Genomic DNA, 24,085 nt, shown 5'->3' with positions numbered 1-24,085 from the left:
TCCAGCCCGGTCTTCGGCGCAAGTGACGGTCGGGTCCATCCGCCGCCGGCCCCAGGCCGGCGGCCTGCTCATGCCTGGGCCCGTGCGCGGGCCAGCCCCGCCATGGCGTGGAAGATCAGCACGCTGGTGATCAGCAGCACGGCCGCCAGGGCCAGCATGGGCGCCAGGTCGCTGCCGGTTGCGTCACGCACCAGCGGCACGAGATTCTGGGCGAAGAAGCCGCCCAGATTACCGATCGCGTTGATCGCCGCGATCCCTGCCGCCGCCCTTGGCCCGCTCAGGAAGCTGGGCGGCAGGCTCCAGAAAACAGGCTGGGCGGCGAAGATGGCGGGAGCGGCGATGCACAGCATGGCGAACTTCAGCGCCGGCCCCGGCAGGACGACGCTCAGGACAAGCGCCGCCGCCCCCAGCAGGGTCGGCCCGGCGATATGCCACGCGCTGGCTCCATGCCGTGCGGCGTGGCGCGGCACGAACCACAGCGCGACGCCTACCAGCAGCCATGGGATGATGTTGATCAACCCGTTGACCGTGTTGGAGACGCCGAACGACTTGACGATCGTTGGCAGCCAGTAGCTGAGGCCATACGCCCCGAGCGGCATGCCGATATAGAGGCCGGCCAGCAAAAGGACCCGGGGATCGAAGATCGCCTTCCAGGCGCCGCGATCGTCGTCCGCCTCGTCTGCGCGCTCGCTGGCCAGGGCGCCCGCCAACCAGGCCCGTCGCGGCTCGGGCAACCACCGTGCCTGCGAAGGTCCGTTGGGCAGGCGCATGAGGACGTAGGGAGCCAAAAGCACAGCCGGAAGGCCGGTGACCAGGAACACCCATTGCCAACCCGCAAGCCCCAACAGGCCATCCATATCGAGCAGCAGGCCCCCGATAGCCGCTCCGACCGCGTTCGCCGCGGCGCTGGCGATCATGAAGAGGCCCACCATGCGCGCGCGATGGGCTTGCGGATACCAAAGGGTCAGCACGTAGAGCACGCCGGGGAAGAACCCGGCCTCGGCGGCCCCAAGCAGGAACCGCAGGATGTAGAACATCGTGGCGTTCTGGGTGAAGCCCAACGCAAGCGTGACCAAACCCCAGGTGAACATGATCCGGGCGAACCACACCCGGGCGCCGACCCGGGCGAGGATCAGGTTCGACGGCGCCTCGAACAGGAAGTAGCCGATGAAGAACAACGACGCGCCAAGCCCGTAGGCCGCCTCGCTGAGCCCCAGGGCCTGGACCATGTCGAGCTTGGCGTAGGAGACGTTCTGCCTGTCGATATAGGCGATCAGGTACATCAGGCAGAACAGCGGCATCAGCCGTCGCGTCACCTGCCTGATCGTGGCGCGTTCCATGTCGGCGGACGGATCAGGCATTGGACGGCCTCTCATCTGTTTGCGCATCCGCGACGGGGATCGCGCCTGGGGGTGGTGCGGTCGACTGGCGCTCGACCAGGGCGTGCTCCAGGACATGGTCCGCGAGAGCGTCGGGTGCGGCTTGGGCCGAGCGCAGGACGCGCATCAGTCTTTCGAGAGCCACCGCCGCCATCTGCCGCACCGGTTGGCGGATGGTGGTGAGGGGTGGCCACAGCGTGGTGGCGACCGTCGTGTCATCGAAGCCGACGACGGTAAGGTCGCCCGGCACATCGAGGTGGCGGCGGTGCGCGACTGAAACCGCCGCGGCGGCCATGTCGTCGTTACTGGCGAAGATCGCGGTGGGCGGCTGGTCGATATCGAGCAGTTGCTCGGCGGCCCGCAGGCCCGAAGCATAGGTGAAGGCGCCCTGGGCCAGGATGAGTTCGGCGCCTTCGGAAGCGGCCACCGCCGCGCGCGCGCCTTCCAGGCGCTCGCTGCTCGCGGTCTGTTCCGGGTTGCCGACGATCATGCCGATCCGTCGATGTCCCAGGTCCAGCAGATGCTGCGCGAGTGACTGGCTGGCGCGCCGATCGTCGATGCGCACATTGATCGCATCGGGGGCCGGCCGACCGGCCGCGACCACCGCGACGGGCAGGTGCGCGGCGCGCAGCATGTCCCGCACGGCGGCGGACTCGCCAAGGGGCGGCGCCAGCACCACCCCATGGACGCCGCCGCCCAGCAAGCCTTGCATGTCGTGCAAGGCGGGAGCCTGGCCGCCTTCTCCCCGCACAAGGATGAGCCGCGCCCCGGCCTTGGTCGCTTCTTCGAACACGCCGATCAGGAAGTCGCTCATGAAGGCGGCGCTTGGATTGGAGTAGATCACGCCGATGCGCAGTTCGCCGGCCTTGACGAGATTCCGGGCGGTCAGGTTGGGCGCGAAATTGAGCTCGCGGATCGCCGCCAGCACCGCCTCGCGCGTAACCTCGCTGACCTTGTCGCCGTCGTTGATCACGCGCGACACGGTCATGCGGGAGACGCCAGCCATCTGGGCGACATCGGCCATGGTCGCGCCGCGGGCGCGGTCCGCCTTGATTACTCGCATGCCCTACCGCCCCCCGAAAAGCCAGTCGAACTCGACCCTACAGGATCGTCCAGGCGCGCCGCCAAGAAAGGCGCCCGGGCCACGGGCCGGCGTTCAAGCCGATCGTGACCCGGGCGAGCCGCCCAAGGGGGAGTGGCGGCGAGCGACCGGCGGCTAGAAGCTGTAGCGCAGGCCAAGGTGATAGAACCGCCCCAGCAGGTCGTAGAGCGCCGGGTTGGCGTCCAGACCCGTATTGGTTTGCGGGGAAGGCGTGGGATCACGATCCAGCAGGTTGTCGACCTTACCGTAGACCTGCAGGCCATTGTCGAACTTGTACGAGGCGCTGATGTCGACATAGGTCGCGCCGCTCATCTGGTTGTAGTCGACCGTCGGCCGGCTTGCGGTCGAGACAGGGCAACCGCCGGGCCGGCATTCGACGTATTCGGTCGTTGTGTTGCCGAACCTGCCGTCACTGAACCAGCGCTCCTGCACGCTGAAGGAAAAGTGGTCGGTGTCCCAGGACTGGATGGCCAGGAGCTTCCAGTCCGGCGTGGCGCCGGAGTTTTGGCCAGCCGAGTCGGTGGCCACCGCCCCGGGGATGCCCGGGTTGGTGACGAACTTGCGCGTGTTCGTCGCCAAGGCTCGGACCGTGAAGCGTCCAGGCACGCTGGGCAACTCGAACCGATAGCTGCTTTCGATGTCGAAGCCGTTGGTCTTGATCGAGGACAGGTTGAACGTCTGGGAGTTGACGAAGGCCGTGCCCTGGGCGGGCGCGAAGTTGAACGCGCCGCAAAACTGCTGAAGGCCCGCGAAGCAGAAATTGACGACCTGCTGGGCGCTCAAGCTGGAGATGCCGCCATCCAGGACGAGGTTGTACCAGTCGACCGAGACGCTGAAGCCCGGCAGCCATTTCGGGTTCGACAGCACGACGCCGAGGGTAGCGTTCTTGGCGATTTCCGGCTTGAGGTCCGGGTTGCCGACTACGTTCTGGAGAACGGTGAGCGCGCCGCCGGTGAACGGATTGGTGAAGTTGGGCATCGTGGTCGTGACCGGCGCCGCGTAGAGCTCCGACAGGTTTGGCGCCCGCACGTCACGCGAGGTCACCGCCCGAAGGCGAACGCCGTCGAGGGGCGTGTCCCAGGTGGCGCCGACCTTCCAGGTGTAGACGGTTCCAGAGGTGCTGTAGTCGGTCCAGCGGCCGGCCATGTTGAGGTTGGCCTTGCCCGTCCCCTCGGAGTTGACCAGCGGAACGTCCACTTCGGCGTAGGCTTCCTTCACCGAGTACTTGCCGGCGCCGGAATGGTAATTGCCCGCGAACCAGTTGGCGCCCGATGGGGTCAGGACCGGATCGGCGGGATAGTCGGCATTGTTGGGCGAGTCGGTGTTGCCGTCGCCATAGGGGTCGCCTTGGACGTGATAACGCTCCCGGCGATACTCGGCGCCGAAGGCCAGGGAAATGGGCCCCGCCGGAAGGGAGAACGTATCGCCGCTGAAGTTGATGCTGGCGACGTCCTGCTTCTGGACCGAGTGCTGGTATGGACCGTTCTTGGGCGTGATGTAGGCCAAGGCGGCCTCGCTGGGCGGCCGGCCGCCGAAGATATTGATCGGCACGCAGCCGCTCGCGCGGGCGATCGGGTCGGCGCACACGATCTGACCGCCCACCGTCGTGGCCTGGATAGCGGCGCGATAGCGCGGCATCAGCAGGATGTCGCGAACATGGATGTTCGTCGTGTTCCGGCCGTGGGTGAAGTAGGCGTCGTAGTGCCAGTCCTTGCCCATGGCGTCGAACTTGCCGTTGGCCCCGACCACGAAACGGTACTGGGTCCGCGTCGGATGGACCGAGATGTTGCGCGGCAGCAGGGCGTTGCTGAGGCCGTAACCGAAGGTCGTGATGCCGGCGGTGGCGCACGCGGCCACGACCGAGGCCGGCAGATACGGGTTCGCGCACGACATCGTCAGGTTGGTGGTGGCCGCGCCTGGGTTGGGCTGGTTGCTGCTCTCCACGCGGGCGCCGTTGAAAGTGGCGTAGATCTCGTTGTTGGCGTCCAGGTCGAAGCCCACGCGGGTATAGGCGTTCATGCGCTCGAGGCGCGACTGCAGCGAGGTGCCGATGCCGACGTTGCCCGACAGATCGCCGCCGACGCAGAAGCCGCCGTTGGTGTAGCAACCGCTGACCGCGCCGTTGGCCGCCCTGGACGGCACGCCGCCGCCGCCATACTGGAACTGAAACGGATTGCCGGCCTGGTCGAAGGCGGTGCCCTGCAGGGGGCCTGAGCTGATAAGGCCGTACTTGGCGTACTGGTAGGCCTGGGCGTGCTCGCGATAGAGGTACTGGGGCGAGCCGTCGTTGGTGACGCCCCGATTGACCAAGGTGGCGGTCGTGTACCAGTCGCGGCTGCCGGGCGCGTCCTCGCCGAAACCGCCCGCCGGAACGCCCTCTTCCCAATCGTACTCGCCGCTGATCTGCACGTGCAGGCGGTCGTCCATGAAGCTCTTGCCCGCCGCGACCTGCGCAAGCCACTGGTGGTTGTCGCCATAGGTCGTGACGCCGGCCATGACGTTCGTCTTCAGGCCCACGAAGCGCTTGTTGGTGATGAAGTTGACCACCCCGCCGACCGCGTCGGAGCCGTAGGAGGCCGAAGCGCCCCCGGTCACCACGTCGACCCGCTCCACCAGGAGCTGGGGGAAGAGGCTGATGTCCGGCACGCCGGTGACGTTGGCGGGCACGACGCGCTGGCCATCCAGCAGGGTCAAGGTTCGGATGGTTCCCAGGCCACGCAGCGAGAAGGAGCTCAGGCCCTGTTGGCCGCTCGAGGTGCTGAACGTTCCCGTCGTCGCGCCGCTCGATCCCTGCAGGGACGGCAGTTGGGTGATCGCGGTGAAGATATTGGGCTGGGCGGCCCGCTCAAGATCGGCCTGGCCCAGGACCTGGGTCGGCGTCGGCGCGGTGTATCCGCTCGAGCGGATACGCGTCCCGGTGACGACGATCTCCGACAGGGCGGCGGCGTTGTCCGCCGGTGGCGAAGACTGAGCCTGAGCGCTGGCCGGACCGGCCGCCGCGATGGTCACCAACGCGCTCGACGCAAGCAAGGCGCCTATGAGGGTCACTCCCCCTCGCGCTCCACCCAAAGCACTCATCCTGCCGCCCTCCAAGTTTCTTGATTGGACCATCGTCGATGGTCTGACTGGAATTTGTCAGACAGCGGGGGCGGAAACTATACGACCATGGTCGTAATCCTGGTCGTATCGATCCTCTATTTGCGACTACTTGCGCGGGCCGCGTAGAGGCCATGATGGGTAAGAATGTACAAGGTCTGCTTGTCTGGACCGCCAAAGACGAGCTGCAGGGGCCGCTCCGGAACGTCCAGACGGCCCAGTTCGCGACCGTCCGGGGCGTAGACGAACACCTGCCCGTTGGCGACATAGACCCGCCCCTCGCCATCGGTCGCGACGCTTTCGCCGCCGCGGTCGGCGAAGGGCTTCAGGTCGGTGATCGTCCCGCCCGCCCCTACAAGGCCGCTGTAGGTCCTGTTCTCGGAGTTGTTGGCGATGAAGATCCTCTGGCCCGCCTTGGCGGTCGTGAAGCCGTAGCTGTCGAGCAAGTCCGAAAAGCGAAGGCCGCGATGGTCGGCGGGCCCTTGCTGGAAGACCCGGTAGGCCGGAAGCACCAGGCTGCCGTCGGGTGAAACGTACTCCTGGGTCTTTGGCGCGGCCATGTCCCGGGCGAACATCTCGGCAAGGGTGGTGAACTGGTAGGTGTCCGGATCGAGCTGGTCCTTGAACTCGCCGTTGTTCCACCAGTTGACCGGCAGCACGCTTGCCGCGCCGGGACGTTGGCCGGCCGGCGTCGGCGCGATGACGGTCACTTCGGTATCGGGGCTTCCAGGCTTGAAGCTATAGACCGACCCGTTGCGTCCCTCGGACGACAGGACCAGCAGGTCTCCGGCGGCGTCCACGGCCAGGCTGATCGGATCGAGGGTGTTGTCGCGCACGATCGACAGCTTGCGATCATGCGACCAGCTGTAAATGCGCTGGTGTCGGCGATCGGTGAAGTAGAGCGTCCCCGCGGCGTCGGCGGCCGCGCCGCCGAGGGAATAGAACCCGTCGGCGAGCTTTTCCACCGTGGCGCCGACCGGGAAGACCGATGGAGCCGCGGGCGTGGGCGCCGCCCCGACGTCGAGGACGGCGAACTGGCGCTCGCGCACCTCAAGTCCGCTTGTCACGTCCTTGATGGCGTTCTCGTAGGGATACTTGGTCAGGCGCAGGAAGGTCGCGCAGCCGCCTTCGTCGCAGGTTGAAAACCCGCTCTCGCCATTGACGGCGACGTTGCGAAACCGGATGTCGTGGGAATTGTAGAGCCTGACCGCGGCCGGCGCCGCGCGGCGCGTCCGCGTGACGCGGTAGCCATGGTAGTTGGCCACCAGGATATTGCTGCTGTCGCGGATTTCCAGCGAGACGGTCTCCTCGCCCTCGCCCGCCTCTTCCTCGGTCTGCGGCGCCAGGAGCTCCCAGTTGGCGACGCGGTTGAGGCTGATCTCCGACCGTACATGATGCTCGACCGACGCCTGGTAGATGTACCCGGGCGTGCGGGTGTCCGACACGTAGATCCCCGAATAGGCGTAGGTGTTGGGGCTCCAGATGTTGGCGAAAGTCCCGCCCCCGCCGTTCGTCACCCACAGGCTGGGATACTGACCGCCCCAGCGCTTGGCCGGATCGGGGTCGGCCGTCGCGTTGGCGTTGTAGGGATTGAAGCGCGTGCCATCGGCGAGGTTGGTTCCGTGGCCTCCCTGGAACTTGACGTCGTTGACCATCGAGGTCGCCCCCGCCGTCCACAGCAGCGCCGTCGCGCGCGGGTTTTGACCGTCGGTGTACAGACCAAGGCCCGAGACGATGTTGTCGCCGCCGGTCGCCGACTCCACCAGCGCCTTGGGCGCGCCGACGCCCTGGAAGGCGGGCGTCCGGTGAGGCAGGACGATCTGGGTGAGGCTGGGGTGCAAGCCGATCAGGACCGTGTCCGGCTTCAGCTTGAGCGTGTCGGTGACGCGGTAGAAGCCGGATGGGAAGTAGACCACGCGGTGGCTGTCGATCGCGCGCTGGATCGCGGCTGTGTCGTCGGTCGCGTTGTCGCCCATCGCGCCCAAGGCGCGCACGTTGGTCCATTCGGAGGTCGGCGGCAGGGCCCTGATCGCCGGCGCGCGCGGCGCCGGCGGGGCCGACAACGGCTCTGCCCGGAAAGTCGTGCGTTGCTCGCCCATCTGGCCCAGGCCAGGCACCGTGAGCCCATGGTTGAAGGTCGCGACGCGATAGGATCGCTCCTTGCGAACAACCGTCTTGCCGCTGTCGCGCAAGCGCGCGAACACCGGCGTGTTCGTGGCGATCGCGTTCTCGAACCCCACCTGGGTATAGACGTTGCGCTCGTTGGAGACGACCACGGCGGCCTTCGAGATGTTCTCGAACCGCACGTCCTTGCCCCATAGCCAGTCGCCGTAGCCGCGGTCGATCTCGATCCCCACCGGGGCGTCGCGCATCGTCACATTGACCAGGGTCAGTCCCGCCTCATGCTCGCGGATCGCCGCGTCGCGCTGCCCCTGGAACGTGGAGTCCAGGAGCACGAAGCCCCACGCCGCAGATGGCTTCTCGGCAAGGATGCCGTAGCGCCCGCCCTTGAAATGCAGATCCTCGGCCTCGTTGGCCACGTGGTAGAGGCCGGCCAGCCCCGAGCCGATATCGAACGTCATGTGGCTGACGAAGGTGTGCTGGGCCGAATGGAAACGGATCGCCGTCGCCGCGGGATTGCCGCGGCCGATCTTGAAATCGATGTTGCTCATCGCCGTATAGAAAGTGCCGGAATTGGCGTCGGCGATGTCTTTGTTGAACGGCACGCTTCCCGGGGGCGGGAAGGGAACGCGAGAGGTCGGATCGGGCTTGGCGCCGGTGAAGATCACCATGTTGGCCACGCCCTTCTGGAACCCGGGCGTGGCGTCGCCCAGCACGATCCGCGGCCGAGCCGCTCCCACGCCGAACATCCGCACGCCGGGCCACATGAACAGCGTGCGGCTGATCCGGTAATGACCGGAGGGCAGGAAGACGAGCCCGCCGCCGGGCTTGGCCGCGGCGGCGTCGATCGCCGATTGAAGCGCCGCGCTGTCATCGGCGCGTCCATCGCCGACACCCTTGGCGACGATGGCGGCGGAATCCTTTGGCGCGGTCGCCAGGACGGAGGCCGAAGCCAAGGCCTGCTCCCCCCGCCAGCGGCCAGGAAGATGGATGCTGCGAGGAAAGGGACGAGCCAAAGCCTCATGGCGAACTCCTTGGTGGGCGCGGACCAGCCGCTTGGGATCGTCGACAGCCGCACGCCGCCCATCAAGGCGTCACGGCGTAGAGCGAATGATGGGTCAGCACGAAGAGGGTCTTGTCGCCTTCGCCGCCGAAGATCAGTTGCAGCGGCCGCTCCGGCACGTCGATGCGTGCGGCCAGGCGGCCGTCCGGCCCGTACTGGAAGATCTGGCCGTTGGCGACGAACACCCGCCCCCGACGGTCGACCGCGACACTCTCGCCGCCCCTGTTGGCGAAAACCTTCAGGTCGGTGAGCGTCCCGCCGGCGCCAACCGTGGCGCTGTAGGTCTTGTTCTCCGATCCGTTGGTGACGAACACCCGCTCGCCCAGCGCCGCGCCGATCAGGCCGTGGGCCTGCAGGCTGTCGGCCCAGCGCCAGCCCACGTGGTCGGGAGCACCCTGCTGCCAGACCCTGAACGCCGGCAAGGCGAGACTGCCATCGGGAGAGACGTACTCCTGCGCCTTGGGCGTCGCGACATCCCGGGCGAACATCTGCGCGAGTGTCGTGAACCGGTCTGTCGCCGGGTCGTACTGGTCACGAAACTCGCCGTTGTTCCACCAGTTGACCGGCAGCAGGGTCCTGCTCCCCGTACGGGCCGCCGACGGCGTCGGCTCGATCACGGTCAACCGATCCTTGGGGCCAGCCGGATCGATGGAATAGACCGAGGCCCGCGCGCCGTAGGAGGACAGCACCAGCAGCTTGCCCGAACGGTCGACCGCCAGGTTCACGGGGTCGAGGGATTCATCGCGCACGATCTCCAGGCCGCGCCCCTTGGTCCACCGCCAGATCCGCTGGAAGCGCTTCTCGACGAAGTACAGCGTCCCATCCGGAGCCGTGGCGGCGCCGGAGATGGAGAAGAACCCTCCCTCCAGCTTCTCGACGCGGGGGCTCTTGGCGGCGACCGCTGGCGGCGCCGCGCCGGGGACGTCGAGGACAGCGAACTCGCGCTCGCGCACCTCAAGCTTGCGGGTCTTGTCCTGGATGGCGTTCTCGAAGGGGAACTTGCTGGCGCGCAGATAGGTGCCGCAACCGATCGAATCGCAAAGGGCGATGCCGCTTTCGGCGTTGATATGCACGTTGCGGAACCGGATGTCGGACGAGTTGAACAGCTTCACCGCCGTCTCGGCCGGATGGTACGAACGCGTGACCCGATAGCCATGATAGTTGGCGAACAGGATGTTGCGCGAGTTGCGCACCTCCAGCGACACCGCATCGGGGCCGTCGCCGACCTCCTGTTCGGTCTGGGGCGCGAGGAACTCCCAGTTTTGGACGTTGTCCAACACGAACTCGTTGCGCGCATGGTGCTCGACCGAAACCTGGTAGACGAAGCCCGGGGTGCTTGTGTCGGAGATGTAGAAGCCGGCCGAGGCGAAGGTGTTGGGGCTCCATACGTTGGCGAAGGCGCCGCCACCGCCGTCGGTCACCCAGATGCTGGGGTACTGCGCATCCCAGCGTCCGTCGGCCACCGGATCGCCGCTACGCGCCTGGGCCGAGCCCAGGGGTTTTCCGTCGGCCGTGGGCGTTCCGCCGCCGCCCATGATCTTGACGTCGGTGACCAGAGACCTGGCTCCCGAACGCCAGAGCAGCGCCGAGGCCCGTGGATTTGTCCGACCTGTGAAGAGCCCGATCCCCGACACGATATTGTCGCCCCCTCGCGGGGTCTCAAGGATCGGCGCCACCGGCCCCACCCCGGCATGGCGAGGATTGTCGTCTGGAATGACGAGCTGGGTCAGCGCGGGATGGAGGCCGATCAGGACGCTGTCCGGCCGCAGCTTCAGCGTGTCGGTGACCTTGTAGAAGCCGATCGGCAGATAGAGCACGCGGTGGGTGTCGATCGCCTTTTGCAGGGCCTGCGTGTCATCCGCCTCCCAGTCGCCCACGACGCCCAGGGTCTTGACGTTGACCCACTCGGCCATGGGCGGCAGGGACCGCAGCGCAGGCGGCGTGGGCGTCCGCGGCCCGGCCAGCGGCGCGATGTCCGATAGCGTTTTGATCTCACCCACATGGCCGAGCCCCGGCACGGTGAGGCCACGGGTGAACGACTTGACGCGATAGGCCTCCCCCCTGCCCGCGATCGCCTTGTCGCTGTCGCGCAAGCGCGCGAACACGGGGGTGTTGGTCGCAACCGCGTTGTCGAACCCGACCTGGGTGAAGACGCTTTCCTCGGCGGAGATGACGACGCCGGCCCTGGAGACATTCTCGAACCGGACGTTCTTGCCCCACAGGCTGTCGCTATAGCCCTCGTCGATCTCGATCCCGACCGGGGTGTTCGCGATCGCCACGTTGACGAGGGTCAGGTCAACCTCGTGCTCACGGATCGCCGCGTCCCGCTGGCCGTCGAAGGTGGAATCCACGAGCGTGAATTGCCACGCTGGCGAGGTTTTCTCGGTGACGATGCCGTAACGGCCGCCCCGGAAGTGGACATCCTCCATGATGTTGCCGGCCTGATAGACACCGGCGAAGCCCGAGCCCGTGCGAAACTCCATGTGGCGCAGGAACGCGTGCTGGGCCATGCGGAAGCGCACGCCCGCGGCGGCCGGATTGCCCGCGCCGATCTCGATGTCGATGTTCGCCATCGACGAATAGAAGGTCCCGGAGTTGGCGTCTCGAACCTTGACCCCGGTCGGCCGCGCCGTGGGCACAGGCACGGGAATGTCGCCGACGGCGTACTGGTCGCCGCCGGTGAACACGATCATCGTGGCGACCCCTTCTTGGAACCCAGGGGTGTTGTCCCCCAGCACGAAGACCGGTCGCGTCTGGCCGACGCCCAGCATCCGCACGCCAGGAGGGACCAGGATGCTGCGGGTGAGGCGATAACGACCCGAGGGCAGGAAGACCAGGCCATGGCCCGTCTTGTCGCGCGCCGCATCGATGGCTTGCTGGACCGCCTCGGTGTCGTCGGCGCGGCCGTCTCCCACGGCCTTGACGACGATCGCGCGCGGATCGTCCGGAGCCGCTGGCAGGACCGACGGGCCGGCCATGGCGAGCGTGGGCGTGGCGAGCGCCAGGACCAAGGACAACAGGACCGCTTTCATGCCGCTCCCCAACCGGTTCGCGTCTAGTGATAAGGCGACGGGCCGGCTCGACCATCCTCGACCATGGTCGTAGTTACGCTGGGGCGGGGCGCCGCTAGAACCCAAGGCCACCCTTGGCGCCGGTCGTGCGGCGCGTCGTAGACAATCGGGGACGTCGCTTGCCGCCGCCACCTCACGCAGGCTCCGCCGCGCTCGTCGTCATCGCCATGGGCGTGAGCGGCAGCGGAAAGTCGACGCTAGGCGGGCTGCTGGCCCGCCAGCTCGACTGCCCCTTCCTGGAAGGCGACGATTTCCACGCCGCCGACGCGGTCGCCAAGATGCGCGCCGGCCAGCCGCTCGACGACGAGGACCGCTGGCCTTGGCTTGATCGATTGGGCGAGGCTGTGGCCCAAGCCCTCGCGTCGCGAGGCGCCGTGGTGGCGGCCTGCTCGGCCCTGAGGCGCAGCTACCGCGAGCGGCTGCGCGCCGCCGTCGCCCCCACGCCCATAAGGTTCGTTCTGCTGGACGCCGGCCACGACGAACTTGTTCGCCGCCTTGCCGGGCGCTTAGGCCATTACATGCCCGCAAGCCTGCTCGACAGTCAGTTGTCCACGCTCGAGCGTCCCCATGAGGACGAAGGGGTGTTCACGCTCGACGCCGCTGTCCCGCCGGAGCGGCTATGCGAGATGACCCGCGCCTGGCTCGAGCGGGCCGCCTGGCCCGCCTAGGGCATCAGACGCTTTCGCCCGCGCGACAGATGCCAACGCATGGCAAGGGCCGCGCTGTCGCCATCCTGGGCGCGGATCGCCTCCACGATCATCTCGTGCTCGCGCATCATCTCGGAGATCGCCTCCGGCGGGCGCGATCGCGAGATGTCGACCCCGGCGCGCATGATCCTGTCGACGTCGGCCTCGAGCGCCTCGAACGCGACCAGGAACGCCGGGTTGGCGGTGGCCAGCACGATGCGCCGATGCAACTCCATGTCCTCGGAATGGGCCGGCGCGCTCGATAGCAGGGCCTCGCGCAGCTTCTGGAGCGCGCTTTCGATGTCGGCCATCTCCTCGGTCGAGCGCCGGACCGCGGCCAGGCGCGCCGCCTCCGCCTCGAGCACGAAGCGAACCTCGTAGCTGCCCATGGTCGACGGCAATTCCGATAGCGGCATGTAGGCGCCAAGCCTGTCGGACGGCCGGTTCTTGACGAACGAGCCGGCGCCGCGCCGCGCCTCGGTGATCCCGTCGGCGGCCAGCCTGACCAGGGCTTCGCGCACGACGGTGCGCGACATCCCGAACACCTCGGCCAGCCGCGCCTCAGACGGCAGGCGATCGCCCACCCGCAGGCCATCGGCGTTGATCATCTCGACGATGCCCGTATAGGCCCGGTCGGCCAAACGGCCTTCGCTCATCCATCGCCTCCCACTGTCGTCGCCCCCAAGCATCCGACGGTTCGCACCGCATGGCAAAGCCCGATAAGCCGCGCCACACCACGAACCTGTATGACAGCTTTCAGGCCGATATGCGTATTGGGGCCATGTTCACGCTAACATCGCCGAAATCGGTTGAATTAGTCCGACAGATAACGGTAACATCCGAACCGCGACCTGAATTGCCGACCAAGATCGGCCCTACAAAATCAGGCGCCGCGCGGGCCGCAGCCCGCCGCGCAGGGACGAAGCAAGAGGGTTCAGGGATGACGACAACGGAAATCCGTGTTGCCGATCGCAATCTGTCGGCGGCGCTTGGCGGCCTTACGCCAACCCAGATGAAGGTGCTGGAAGGCGTCAATCTTGGATTGCTCAACAAGCAGATCGCCTTCGACCTGGGCATCGCCGAGGCCACGGTGAAGGCGCACATGACCGCGCTGATGCGAAAGCTCAACGTGCACAACCGAACTCAGGCCGCGCTGGCGGCCCAGGCCCTGGTCGACACATCTCGCTCGGCGGCTCGATAGGGCGCCGCCAGCGGCCCTCCCCCGCTGACAGCGCCGCCATACGCCCATTCATCGACAAGCGCGATCGGGCGAACCAAGCAGGCTTGTGAGCCCGGTCGCCTAAGGAAGCCGCCATGATCCACACCGCCGCCCGCGGATCGGACCGTCGCGATGTTCTGCGCGCCGCCGCCGCGCTTTGGCTGGCGGGCGCGGCGCCGGCGACCTCGAGGGCCGCCGCCCACCCCGCCCAGCGCGCAAAGGCGCTCGAACTCGATCCTCGCAGGATCGAACTCTTCGCTCCAGCAGATGGTGTCCAACGGCCGCGCCGCGGGCGTGTCGGCCCTGATCTGGCAACACGGCCGCGAGCGCTACTTCCACGCAGCCGGCTTCGCCGACCGCGAGGCTCGCCGCCCCATGGATCGACGCACGCTCTTCCAGATCTATTCCATGACCAAGCCAGTCACCGGCGTGGCCCTGATGCAGCTTTGGGAGCAGGGGCGGTTCAGGCTGGACGATCCCCTCTCGCGCCACCTGCGGCGGTTCGCGCGGATGCAGGTGGATCGCGGCGCCGGCGCCTTGAGCGCCGCGGCCCGGCCGATCCTGGTGCGCGACCTGTTGCGCCACACCGCCGGCCTCTCCTATGGGACGGGCGAGACCGCCGCGGACCACGCCTATAGACGTGCGGATCCCCTCAATCCCGCCAACGATCTGGCCGAGGCGGGCCGCCGCCTGGCGGAAATTCCCCTAATCGCCGAACCGGGCGCGATCTGGAGTTATAGCGCCGCGGTCGACGTTCAGGCCCTGCTGGTCGAGACCCTCGCGGGCGCCCCGTTCGAGCTTCATGTGCGCCGAAACGTACTTGAGCCCCTGAAGATGGTGGAAACCGGCTGGACCCAGCCGGCCAGCCACCTGGATCGCCTCGCGGCGGTCTATGCGGGCGGCCAGGCCGGCGACCTCGTGCGCCAGCCCGACGCGCAGACGCGCGCCAACAACTTCTCCCCTTCTCGCCGCCTGACCATGGGCGGGGCCGGCCTGGTCTCCTCGATCGACGACTACATGCGCTTTTGCCGGATGCTCCTTGCGGGCGGCCAACTGGACGGCGCCCGCGTCTTGAAGGCCTCGACCATCCGCCTGATGGCCAGCGATCAGCTCGACCCGGCGATCGCTTGGCGCCACTTCCTGCCCAGCAAGGGATCGGTGGGCTTTGGCTTCGACTTCGCCGTTCGAACCGCGCCGCCGGCCACGGAGGAAGAAAATCGCGGCGAGGTGGGCGAGTTCTTCTGGGACGGCTATGCCTCGACCCTGTTCTGGGTGGATCCCGTCAATGACCTGGCGGCGGTGTTCATGGTTCAGCGCATCCCCTTCGACGGCGCCCTGCACCATGATTTCCGCCAGGCCGTCTATGGACCTGGTTATCCCGGCTAGCACTGCGCGCACGATAGGACGGCTCGCCCGGCGAACCGGGCTCGCTTGCGTTCTCGTTTCGTTCCATACTCGGCGGATGCAGAGATCCTTCGACTTTGGGGCCTCCCCGCTCCCCGACATCCGCCGCTCGCTTGTGGCGATCTACGGCCCGCAGATCAGCGTCGCCCGGATGGATCCGGTCTCGCAGCTGGTGAAGTCGGCGATTAGCGGGCGCGCCTATGACGAGGTCTCCTGGAACGCCTTCTTTCGGCTGCGCACCCAGTATGGCGGCGACTGGGAGGCCTTGAGCCTCGCCCCTGGCGCCGAGCTGGAGAGCATCCTGTCGCCGACCACCTTTCCGGAAGCCAAGGCCCGTCGGTTGCCGGTGCTCCTGCGCATGCTCAAACATCGCCGCGGAGCGCTGGAGCTCGACTTCCTCGCAAGGGAGTCTGTGGAGGGCGCCATGGCCTGGTTGAAGGCTCTGCCTGCCGTGGGCCCCAGGACGGCCGCCTGCGTGCTGAACTTCAGCCAACTCAACATGCGGGCCCTGGTGGTCGACACCCACGTCCATCGCGTCGCCCGTCGCGTGGGGCTGGCGCCGTGCCGCGGCGAGACCCAGGCCGCCTACAACGCCCTGATGAACCAGATGCCCGAGGCCTGGGACGCCGAGGACCTGTTCGAGCTGCATTGCCTGATCAAGCGTCTGGGCCAGACCTTCTGCACCCAAGCGCGGCCGCGCTGCGGCGCCTGTCCCTTGAAGGAGACCTGCCCCAGGATCGAGGCCGCCGGCGGCGATGTGCTGACCTTCGCTCCCCGTCGATGAGCAAAGGGCCGATGGCGAAGGAAGAGCCCAGAACGACAAAACCCCCGACGCGAACGTCGGGGGTTTTGCCGATTAGGACCGTAGAGGAAGGAATTGGATCTGAGGAGTGCATCTTCTCGGCGGACCTGGCGGCGACCTACTCTCCCGCGCCTTAAGACGAAGTACCATTGGCCCTGGGGGACTTAACGACCGAGTTCGGAATGGGATCGGGTGGGGAACCCCCGGCATAGCCACCAGGTCAGCGGAGAAGATGCGAAGACATCATTATCTGTAATACAGAAGTGCACAGTCATGAGTTTGACTGAAGAACGATCAAGCCGATCGAGCTATTAGTACCGGTAAGCTACACGTGTCACCACGCTTCCACACCCGGCCTATCAACGTAGTGGTCTACTACGGCTCTCGGCGAAGCCTTGTTTTGAGGTTAGTTTCCCGCTTAGATGCTTTCAGCGGTTATCTATTCCACACTTAGCTACCCTGCTGCGCGGCTGGCGCCACGACAGGTCCACCAGAGGTGTGTCCATCCCGGTCCTCTCGTACTAGGGACAGATCCTCTCAAGCTTCGTACACCCACGGCAGATAGGGACCAAACTGTCTCACGACGTTCTGAACCCAGCTCACGTACCACTTTAATCGGCGAACAGCCGAACCCTTGGGACCTGCTCCAGCCCCAGGATGTGATGAGCCGACATCGAGGTGCCAAACTTTGCCGTCGATATGGACTCTTGGGCAAAATCAGCCTGTTATCCCTAGAGTACCTTTTATCCGTTGAGCGATGGCCCTTCCACGCAGGACCACCGGATCACTATGGCCGACTTTCGTCTCTGCTCGACTTGTCAGTCTCGCAGTCAGGCGGGCTTATGCCATTGCACTCGACGACCGATTTCCGACCGGTCTGAGCCCACCATCGCGCGCCTCCGTTACACTTTGGGAGGCGACCGCCCCAGTCAAACTGCCCGCCACGCCATGTCCCGGATCCGGATAACGGACCGCGGTTAGACGTCAGCAACAATAAGGGTGGTATTTCAAGGATGGCTCCACCGGAACTGGCGCCCCGGTTTCATAGCCTCCCACCTATCCTACACATGTTGCTGCTAACGCCAAGGCGAAGCTGCAGTAAAGGTTCATAGGGTCTTTCCGTCTGACCGCGGGAACCCCGCATCTTCACGGGGAATTCAATTTCGCTGAGCCTATGCTGGAGACAGTGGGGAAGTCGTTACGCCATTCGTGCAGGTCGGAACTTACCCGACAAGGAATTTCGCTACCTTAGGACCGTTATAGTTACGGCCGCCGTTTACCGGGGCTTCAATTCGCAGCTTGCACCACTCCTTTTAACCTTCCGGCACCGGGCAGGCGTCAGACCCTATACGTCGCCTTGCGGCTTCGCAGAGCCCTGTGTTTTTGATAAACAGTCGCTACCCCCTGGCTTGTGCCACTCTCTGCTGGTTGCCCAATAGAGAGTCACGCTTATCCCGAAGTTACGCGTGCAATTTGCCGAGTTCCTTCAGCATAGTTCTCTCAAGCGCCTTGGTATACTCTACCTGACCACCTGTGTCGGTTTCGGGTACGGTCTCTGTTGGAGTTATTTCCAGGGACAACTTCCCTGCCTGGAGCAATCCAATAAGCCCAGACAAGTTACGTCATCCGTCACTTCCAACTGGCCCAGGAATATTCACCTGGTTCCCATCGACTACGCGTTTCCGCCTCGCCTTAGGGGCCGGCTAACCCTGCGCAGATTAGCTTTACGCAGGAACCCTTGGTCTTTCGGCGAGAGGGTCTCTCACCCTCTTTATCGCTACTCATGTCAGCATTCTCACTTCCGATACCTCCAGGAAGGCTCACGCCTTCCCTTCACAGGCTTACGGAACGCTCCGCTACCGCTTGCAGTAAACTGCAAACCCATACCTTCGGCGCACGGCTTGAGCCCCGTTACATTTTCCGCGCAGGATCGCTTGACCAGTGAGCTGTTACGCTTTCTTTAAATGATGGCTGCTTCTAAGCCAACATCCTGGTTGTCAAAGCAATCCCACATCGTTTCCCACTTAGCCGTGACTTGGGGGCCTTAGATGATGGTTAGGGTTGTTTCCCTTTTCACGACGGACGTTAGCACCCGCCGTGTGTCTCCCAGATAGTTCTCTCGGGTATTCGGAGTTTGGTTAGAATTGGTACAGCTCGCGCCGCCCGCATCCATCCAGTGCTCTACCCCCCGAGGAATTCGTCTGAGGCACTACCTAAATAGTTTTCGCGGAGAACCAGCTATGTCCAGGTTTGATTGGCCTTTCACCCCTATCCACAAGTCATCCCAGAATTTTTCAACATTCACGGGTTCGGTCCTCCAGTAAGTGTTACCTTACCTTCAACCTGCTCATGGATAGATCACCTGGTTTCGGGTCGTCATGCGACGTACTTATTCGCCCTATTCAGACTCGCTTTCGCTGCGCCTACACCTAACGGCTTAAGCTTGCACGGCACATGAAGTCGCTGACCCATTATACAAAAGGTACGCCGTCACCACGCGCGGTGGCTCCGACTGCTTGTAGGCTTCCGATTTCAGGATCTGTTTCACTCCCCTTGTCGGGGTGCTTTTCACCTTTCCCTCACGGTACTTGTTCACTATCGGTCATTGAGGAGTACTTAGGCTTGGAGGGTGGTCCCCCCATGTTCAGACAGGATTTCACGTGTCCCGCCCTACTCGAGTCTGTCGCTATTTGACGCCTACGGGGCTATCACCCACTATGGCGGACCTTTCCAAGTCCTTCGGCTTTATTTCACGACAGCACTGGCCTGGTCCCGGTTCGCTCGCCACTACTACGGGAGTCTCGGTTGATGTCCTTTCCTCCGGGTACTGAGATGTTTCAGTTCCCCGGGTTTGCTTAATGACCCTATGTATTCAGATCATTATACCTTTGAACAATCCACCAAACCCATGCCCGGCCGAAGCCGAGAATGAATTGGAAGACTGTAAAGGTGGGTTTCCCCATTCGGAAATATGCGGATCAAAGGGTGCTCGCGCCTCCCCGCATCTTATCGCAGCGTGCCACGTCCTTCATCGCCTCTCAATGCCAAGGCATCCGTCAGAAGCCCTTATGCGCTTGATCGTTCTCAGCAAAACTCATGAGTGGGTTGAATGCGGATCAGCCTCTAGGGGAGACCGAACCGCGCCACACATGCGCTTTGTATTTGTCAGACAATGATGTCTTCTCAGATCCATCCTTGAACCGCGGGGTACGCGGCGGAGGAATCCTTCCTTTACGATGTCACTTCGCAGCGCCGGCCAGGCCGGACTGCAAACTTGTATCTTTCCGATCGCCCACGCCCTTCCGGATGAAGGGCAGTGGTGGAGCCAGACGGATTCGAACCGACGACATCCTGCTTGCAAAGCAGGCGCTCTACCAACTGAGCTATGGCCCCATTACTGGAAGCGCCTCAGGAGAGCTCGTCGATCCGTCCGTTCAGGGGTTGGTAGGCCTGGGCAGACTCGAACTGCCGACCTTACGCTTATCAGGCGTACGCTCTAACCACCTGAGCTACAGGCCTATACGGCCCCCGCTCAAGATGGACGAACCATCCCTGGGCGCGCGATCGCACCGATGACCTCGCGGCCTCGGTGAGTGGAAAGAGAAACGAAGACGGCAGCGACCCGCCACCTGTATGATTTAGACGTTCCAATAGGCCGTGAGACCTGGAGGAACATCCTTAGAAAGGAGGTGATCCAGCCGCAGGTTCCCCTACGGCTACCTTGTTACGACTTCACCCCAGTCGCTGACCCTACCGTGGTCGCCTGCCTCCTTGCGGTTAGCACAGCGCCTTCGGGTAGAACCAACTCCCATGGTGTGACGGGCGGTGTGTACAAGGCCCGGGAACGTATTCACCGCGGCATGCTGATCCGCGATTACTAGCGATTCCAACTTCATGCACTCGAGTTGCAGAGTGCAATCCGAACTGAGACGACTTTTAGGGATTGGCTCACCATCGCTGGGTTGCAGCCCTCTGTAGTCGCCATTGTAGCACGTGTGTAGCCCACCCTGTAAGGGCCATGAGGACTTGACGTCATCCCCGCCTTCCTCCGGATTAACTCCGGCAGTACTGTTAGAGTGCCCAACTAAATGATGGCAACTAACAGCGAGGGTTGCGCTCGTTGCGGGACTTAACCCAACATCTCACGACACGAGCTGACGACAGCCATGCAGCACCTGTGTCCTAGTCCCCGAAGGGAAAGCTGCATCTCTGCAGCGGTCCAGGCATGTCAAAAGGTGGTAAGGTTCTGCGCGTTGCTTCGAATTAAACCACATGCTCCACCGCTTGTGCGGGCCCCCGTCAATTCCTTTGAGTTTTAATCTTGCGACCGTACTCCCCAGGCGGAGTGCTTAATGCGTTAGCTGCGTCACCGACATGCATGCATGCCGACAACTAGCACTCATCGTTTACGGCGTGGACTACCAGGGTATCTAATCCTGTTTGCTCCCCACGCTTTCGAGCCTCAGCGTCAGTAACGGACCAGTATGTCGCCTTCGCCACTGGTGTTCTTCCGAATATCTACGAATTTCACCTCTACACTCGGAGTTCCACATACCTCTTCCGTACTCAAGACTGCCAGTATCAAAGGCAATTCCAAGGTTGAGCCCTGGGCTTTCACCTCTGACTAAACAGTCCGCCTACGCTCCCTTTACGCCCAGTAATTCCGAGCAACGCTAGCCCCCTTCGTATTACCGCGGCTGCTGGCACGAAGTTAGCCGGGGCTTCTTCTCCGGGTACCGTCATTATCGTCCCCGGTGAAAGAATTTTACAATCCTAAGACCTTCATCATTCACGCGGCATGGCTGCGTCAGGCTTTCGCCCATTGCGCAAGATTCCCCACTGCTGCCTCCCGTAGGAGTTTGGGCCGTGTCTCAGTCCCAGTGTGGCTGATCATCCTCTCAGACCAGCTATGGATCGTAGCCTTGGTGGGCCTTTACCCCACCAACTAGCTAATCCAACGCGGGCCGCTCCAATGGCGATAAATCTTTCCCCCGAAGGGCACATCCGGTATTAGCTCAAGTTTCCCTGAGTTATTCCGAACCAAAGGGCACGTTCCCACGTGTTACTCACCCGTCCGCCACTATCCCGAAGGATCGTTCGACTTGCATGTGTTAGGCCTGCCGCCAGCGTTCGCTCTGAGCCAGGATCAAACTCTCAGGTTGAGTTGACATTGACTCCAGAACAGTGACCCGAGGGGAAAACCTCAGGTCGTCGTATCTGGTTTGCATAGTATCTTGACGAGTTCCCATGCACATCGCCCCAGCCGAAGCCGGAGCGGATATTCATGGTGTCTTCTTCAAGAGACCGCATTCAGTCAGCGTCGAATGACCAGTCCGAAGACCAGTCCGGCAAGACGCTGCCGCCTGCGTTTCTCTTTCCATATCCACAATGTCAAAGACCGTGATCACCGTCTGGCGACCCGCTCGTTTAGCGCCCGGCGTCGGCGGAGGCGGCTATCTACCCGCCCCGGTTTTTCGTGTCAACCGAAAGTTCCGAAGAATTTTCCGGTCTTCACTTCCCGTCTCCGCCAGGCGAACCCGACTTCGGCGAGAGCGGCGTCTCTATTGAGAAGCCTTCTGGAAGTCAACCGGTCATTTTCAATCCCGATTTACTTCCGCCTAATCTTACCGAGAACTTCCCGGCCCGATTAGGGAGGCGCTCTCTACTGAAGAGAAGCACCCAGATCAACCGACTTTTTCAAAAACCAGCGAAAGCCGGATTTCAGCGACAACAACTCCGCAGGGGACGCTCTAGGCTTCCCCCTAAGGAGTTCGAAGCGAGTTCGATTGAGGCCGTGGAAACTAGGACCCAAACCCGAAGATTGCAAGAGCCTTTCAGCTCGAACCCTTCGAAAGGGACCGCCGTTTCCCGGCGAGCGCGGCTTGTAGCCGAACCTCGCCGTCCGCGTCAACCCGATGTCCAGCTGGACGACGGAATGTCGCGGAAGCCCCCTGCTCTGGCGCGTATGTCGCAGAAGCAGGACCTCATAGAATTGAAAACGCCGCCGGCCTGGTGGCCAGCGGCGCTGAGCTTGGGTGCGGGGACAGGATTTGAACCTGTGACCTTCAGGTTATGAGCCTGACGAGCTACCGGGCTGCTCCACCCCGCGGCGAAGTCGGTAGGGATGTATCGTAGAGGAAGGAATTGGATCTGAGGAGTGCATCTTCTCGGCGGACCTGGCGGCGACCTACTCTCCCGCGCCTTAAGACGAAGTACCATTGGCCCTGGGGGACTTAACGACCGAGTTCGGAATGGGATCGGGTGGGGAACCCCCGGCATAGCCACCAGGTCAGCGGAGAAGATGCGAAGACATCATTATCTGTAATACAGAAGTGCACAGTCATGAGTTTGACTGAAGAACGATCAAGCCGATCGAGCTATTAGTACCGGTAAGCTACACGTGTCACCACGCTTCCACACCCGGCCTATCAACGTAGTGGTCTACTACGGCTCTCGGCGAAGCCTTGTTTTGAGGTTAGTTTCCCGCTTAGATGCTTTCAGCGGTTATCTATTCCACACTTAGCTACCCTGCTGCGCGGCTGGCGCCACGACAGGTCCACCAGAGGTGTGTCCATCCCGGTCCTCTCGTACTAGGGACAGATCCTCTCAAGCTTCGTACACCCACGGCAGATAGGGACCAAACTGTCTCACGACGTTCTGAACCCAGCTCACGTACCACTTTAATCGGCGAACAGCCGAACCCTTGGGACCTGCTCCAGCCCCAGGATGTGATGAGCCGACATCGAGGTGCCAAACTTTGCCGTCGATATGGACTCTTGGGCAAAATCAGCCTGTTATCCCTAGAGTACCTTTTATCCGTTGAGCGATGGCCCTTCCACGCAGGACCACCGGATCACTATGGCCGACTTTCGTCTCTGCTCGACTTGTCAGTCTCGCAGTCAGGCGGGCTTATGCCATTGCACTCGACGACCGATTTCCGACCGGTCTGAGCCCACCATCGCGCGCCTCCGTTACACTTTGGGAGGCGACCGCCCCAGTCAAACTGCCCGCCACGCCATGTCCCGGATCCGGATAACGGACCGCGGTTAGACGTCAGCAACAATAAGGGTGGTATTTCAAGGATGGCTCCACCGGAACTGGCGCCCCGGTTTCATAGCCTCCCACCTATCCTACACATGTTGCTGCTAACGCCAAGGCGAAGCTGCAGTAAAGGTTCATAGGGTCTTTCCGTCTGACCGCGGGAACCCCGCATCTTCACGGGGAATTCAATTTCGCTGAGCCTATGCTGGAGACAGTGGGGAAGTCGTTACGCCATTCGTGCAGGTCGGAACTTACCCGACAAGGAATTTCGCTACCTTAGGACCGTTATAGTTACGGCCGCCGTTTACCGGGGCTTCAATTCGCAGCTTGCACCACTCCTTTTAACCTTCCGGCACCGGGCAGGCGTCAGACCCTATACGTCGCCTTGCGGCTTCGCAGAGCCCTGTGTTTTTGATAAACAGTCGCTACCCCCTGGCTTGTGCCACTCTCTGCTGGTTGCCCAATAGAGAGTCACGCTTATCCCGAAGTTACGCGTGCAATTTGCCGAGTTCCTTCAGCATAGTTCTCTCAAGCGCCTTGGTATACTCTACCTGACCACCTGTGTCGGTTTCGGGTACGGTCTCTGTTGGAGTTATTTCCAGGGACAACTTCCCTGCCTGGAGCAATCCAATAAGCCCAGACAAGTTACGTCATCCGTCACTTCCAACTGGCCCAGGAATATTCACCTGGTTCCCATCGACTACGCGTTTCCGCCTCGCCTTAGGGGCCGGCTAACCCTGCGCAGATTAGCTTTACGCAGGAACCCTTGGTCTTTCGGCGAGAGGGTCTCTCACCCTCTTTATCGCTACTCATGTCAGCATTCTCACTTCCGATACCTCCAGGAAGGCTCACGCCTTCCCTTCACAGGCTTACGGAACGCTCCGCTACCGCTTGCAGTAAACTGCAAACCCATACCTTCGGCGCACGGCTTGAGCCCCGTTACATTTTCCGCGCAGGATCGCTTGACCAGTGAGCTGTTACGCTTTCTTTAAATGATGGCTGCTTCTAAGCCAACATCCTGGTTGTCAAAGCAATCCCACATCGTTTCCCACTTAGCCGTGACTTGGGGGCCTTAGATGATGGTTAGGGTTGTTTCCCTTT

Annotated in this window: 10 protein-coding genes, 3 tRNA genes and 5 rRNA genes (1 of these 18 only partly in view); 4 read left to right on the top strand and 14 right to left on the bottom strand. The window is 63.4% G+C overall.

Annotated features, from left to right (window positions below):
• Positions 1-68: 68 nt before the first annotated feature.
• From ABOZ73_RS15415 to ABOZ73_RS15395, 5 genes are all read right to left on the bottom strand, one after another.
• Positions 69-1,361 carry an MFS transporter gene (locus tag ABOZ73_RS15415; RefSeq protein ID WP_369059008.1) on the bottom strand — a complete coding sequence of 431 codons (1,293 nt, stop codon included), beginning with the start codon at positions 1,359-1,361 and terminating at the stop codon, positions 69-71.
• The gene (locus ABOZ73_RS15410) at positions 1,354-2,442 is read right to left on the bottom strand and encodes a LacI family DNA-binding transcriptional regulator (RefSeq protein WP_369059007.1); all 1,089 of its coding nucleotides are present in this window, start codon (positions 2,440-2,442) and stop codon (positions 1,354-1,356) included. The genes ABOZ73_RS15415 and ABOZ73_RS15410 overlap by 8 nt, the downstream gene beginning before the upstream one ends.
• A 153-nt stretch (positions 2,443-2,595) precedes the next feature.
• Positions 2,596-5,559, bottom strand: a complete 2,964-nt coding sequence (locus ABOZ73_RS15405) for a TonB-dependent receptor (protein ID WP_369059006.1) — start codon at positions 5,557-5,559, stop codon at positions 2,596-2,598.
• A gap of 116 nt (positions 5,560-5,675) precedes the next feature.
• Positions 5,676-8,654 (bottom strand): glycosyl hydrolase family 28-related protein, encoded by a 2,979-nt coding sequence (locus ABOZ73_RS15400; RefSeq protein WP_369059005.1) that lies wholly within the window; start codon positions 8,652-8,654, stop codon positions 5,676-5,678.
• 130 nt (positions 8,655-8,784) lie between these two features.
• The gene (locus ABOZ73_RS15395; RefSeq protein ID WP_369059004.1) at positions 8,785-11,793 is read right to left on the bottom strand and encodes a glycosyl hydrolase family 28-related protein; all 3,009 of its coding nucleotides are present in this window, start codon (positions 11,791-11,793) and stop codon (positions 8,785-8,787) included.
• A gap of 158 nt (positions 11,794-11,951) precedes the next feature.
• On the opposite strand from ABOZ73_RS15395, the gene ABOZ73_RS15390 reads away from it, so the two are divergent.
• A complete protein-coding gene (locus ABOZ73_RS15390) occupies positions 11,952-12,500 on the top strand; it encodes a gluconokinase (protein WP_369059003.1) in 549 nt (182 codons plus the stop codon).
• Here ABOZ73_RS15390 and ABOZ73_RS15385 read toward each other — a convergent pair.
• A complete protein-coding gene (locus ABOZ73_RS15385; protein ID WP_369059002.1) occupies positions 12,497-13,159 on the bottom strand; it encodes a FadR/GntR family transcriptional regulator in 663 nt (220 codons plus the stop codon). The genes ABOZ73_RS15390 and ABOZ73_RS15385 overlap by 4 nt on opposite strands.
• A 65-nt stretch (positions 13,160-13,224) precedes the next feature.
• Here ABOZ73_RS15385 and ABOZ73_RS15380 point away from each other — a divergent pair, with 65 nt between their 5' ends.
• From ABOZ73_RS15380 to nth, 3 genes are all read left to right on the top strand, one after another.
• Positions 13,225-13,719, top strand: coding sequence for a helix-turn-helix transcriptional regulator (locus tag ABOZ73_RS15380; protein ID WP_369059001.1), 495 nt, complete (start codon positions 13,225-13,227; stop codon positions 13,717-13,719).
• Positions 13,720-14,007: 288 nt separating this feature from the next.
• Complete coding sequence (locus tag ABOZ73_RS15375; protein WP_369059000.1) at positions 14,008-15,123, top strand: serine hydrolase domain-containing protein; 1,116 nt, start codon at positions 14,008-14,010, stop codon at positions 15,121-15,123.
• A 76-nt stretch (positions 15,124-15,199) separates the two neighbouring features.
• Positions 15,200-15,925, top strand: coding sequence for an endonuclease III (gene nth, locus ABOZ73_RS15370; RefSeq protein ID WP_369058999.1), 726 nt, complete (start codon positions 15,200-15,202; stop codon positions 15,923-15,925).
• Positions 15,926-16,048: 123 nt separating this feature from the next.
• On the opposite strand, the gene rrf (ABOZ73_RS15365) is transcribed toward nth, so the two are convergent.
• The 8 genes from rrf (ABOZ73_RS15365) to ABOZ73_RS15330 all read right to left on the bottom strand — a co-directional run.
• Positions 16,049-16,163, bottom strand: a 5S ribosomal RNA gene (rrf, locus tag ABOZ73_RS15365).
• Between the two features lie 70 nt (positions 16,164-16,233).
• A 23S ribosomal RNA gene (locus ABOZ73_RS15360) occupies positions 16,234-19,023 on the bottom strand.
• A 237-nt stretch (positions 19,024-19,260) separates the two neighbouring features.
• Positions 19,261-19,336, bottom strand: a tRNA-Ala gene (locus ABOZ73_RS15355).
• A 49-nt stretch (positions 19,337-19,385) separates the two neighbouring features.
• A tRNA-Ile gene (locus tag ABOZ73_RS15350) sits at positions 19,386-19,462 on the bottom strand.
• 163 nt (positions 19,463-19,625) lie between these two features.
• Positions 19,626-21,105, bottom strand: a 16S ribosomal RNA gene (locus tag ABOZ73_RS15345).
• Between the two features lie 870 nt (positions 21,106-21,975).
• A tRNA-Met gene (locus ABOZ73_RS15340) sits at positions 21,976-22,052 on the bottom strand.
• A 65-nt stretch (positions 22,053-22,117) separates the two neighbouring features.
• Positions 22,118-22,232 (bottom strand): 5S ribosomal RNA (gene rrf / locus ABOZ73_RS15335).
• A 70-nt stretch (positions 22,233-22,302) separates the two neighbouring features.
• Positions 22,303-24,085: ribosomal RNA gene (locus ABOZ73_RS15330) — 23S ribosomal RNA — on the bottom strand (it continues 1,007 nt past the right edge of the window).
• The 16S, 23S and 5S rRNA genes sit together here with 3 tRNA genes alongside, the layout of an rRNA operon.

Source organism: Caulobacter sp. 73W (assembly GCF_041021955.1).
Taxonomy (GTDB): domain Bacteria; phylum Pseudomonadota; class Alphaproteobacteria; order Caulobacterales; family Caulobacteraceae; genus Caulobacter.
Note: the sequence above shows the minus strand (reverse complement) of the source record. Positions and strands in the feature narration are given on the sequence as shown.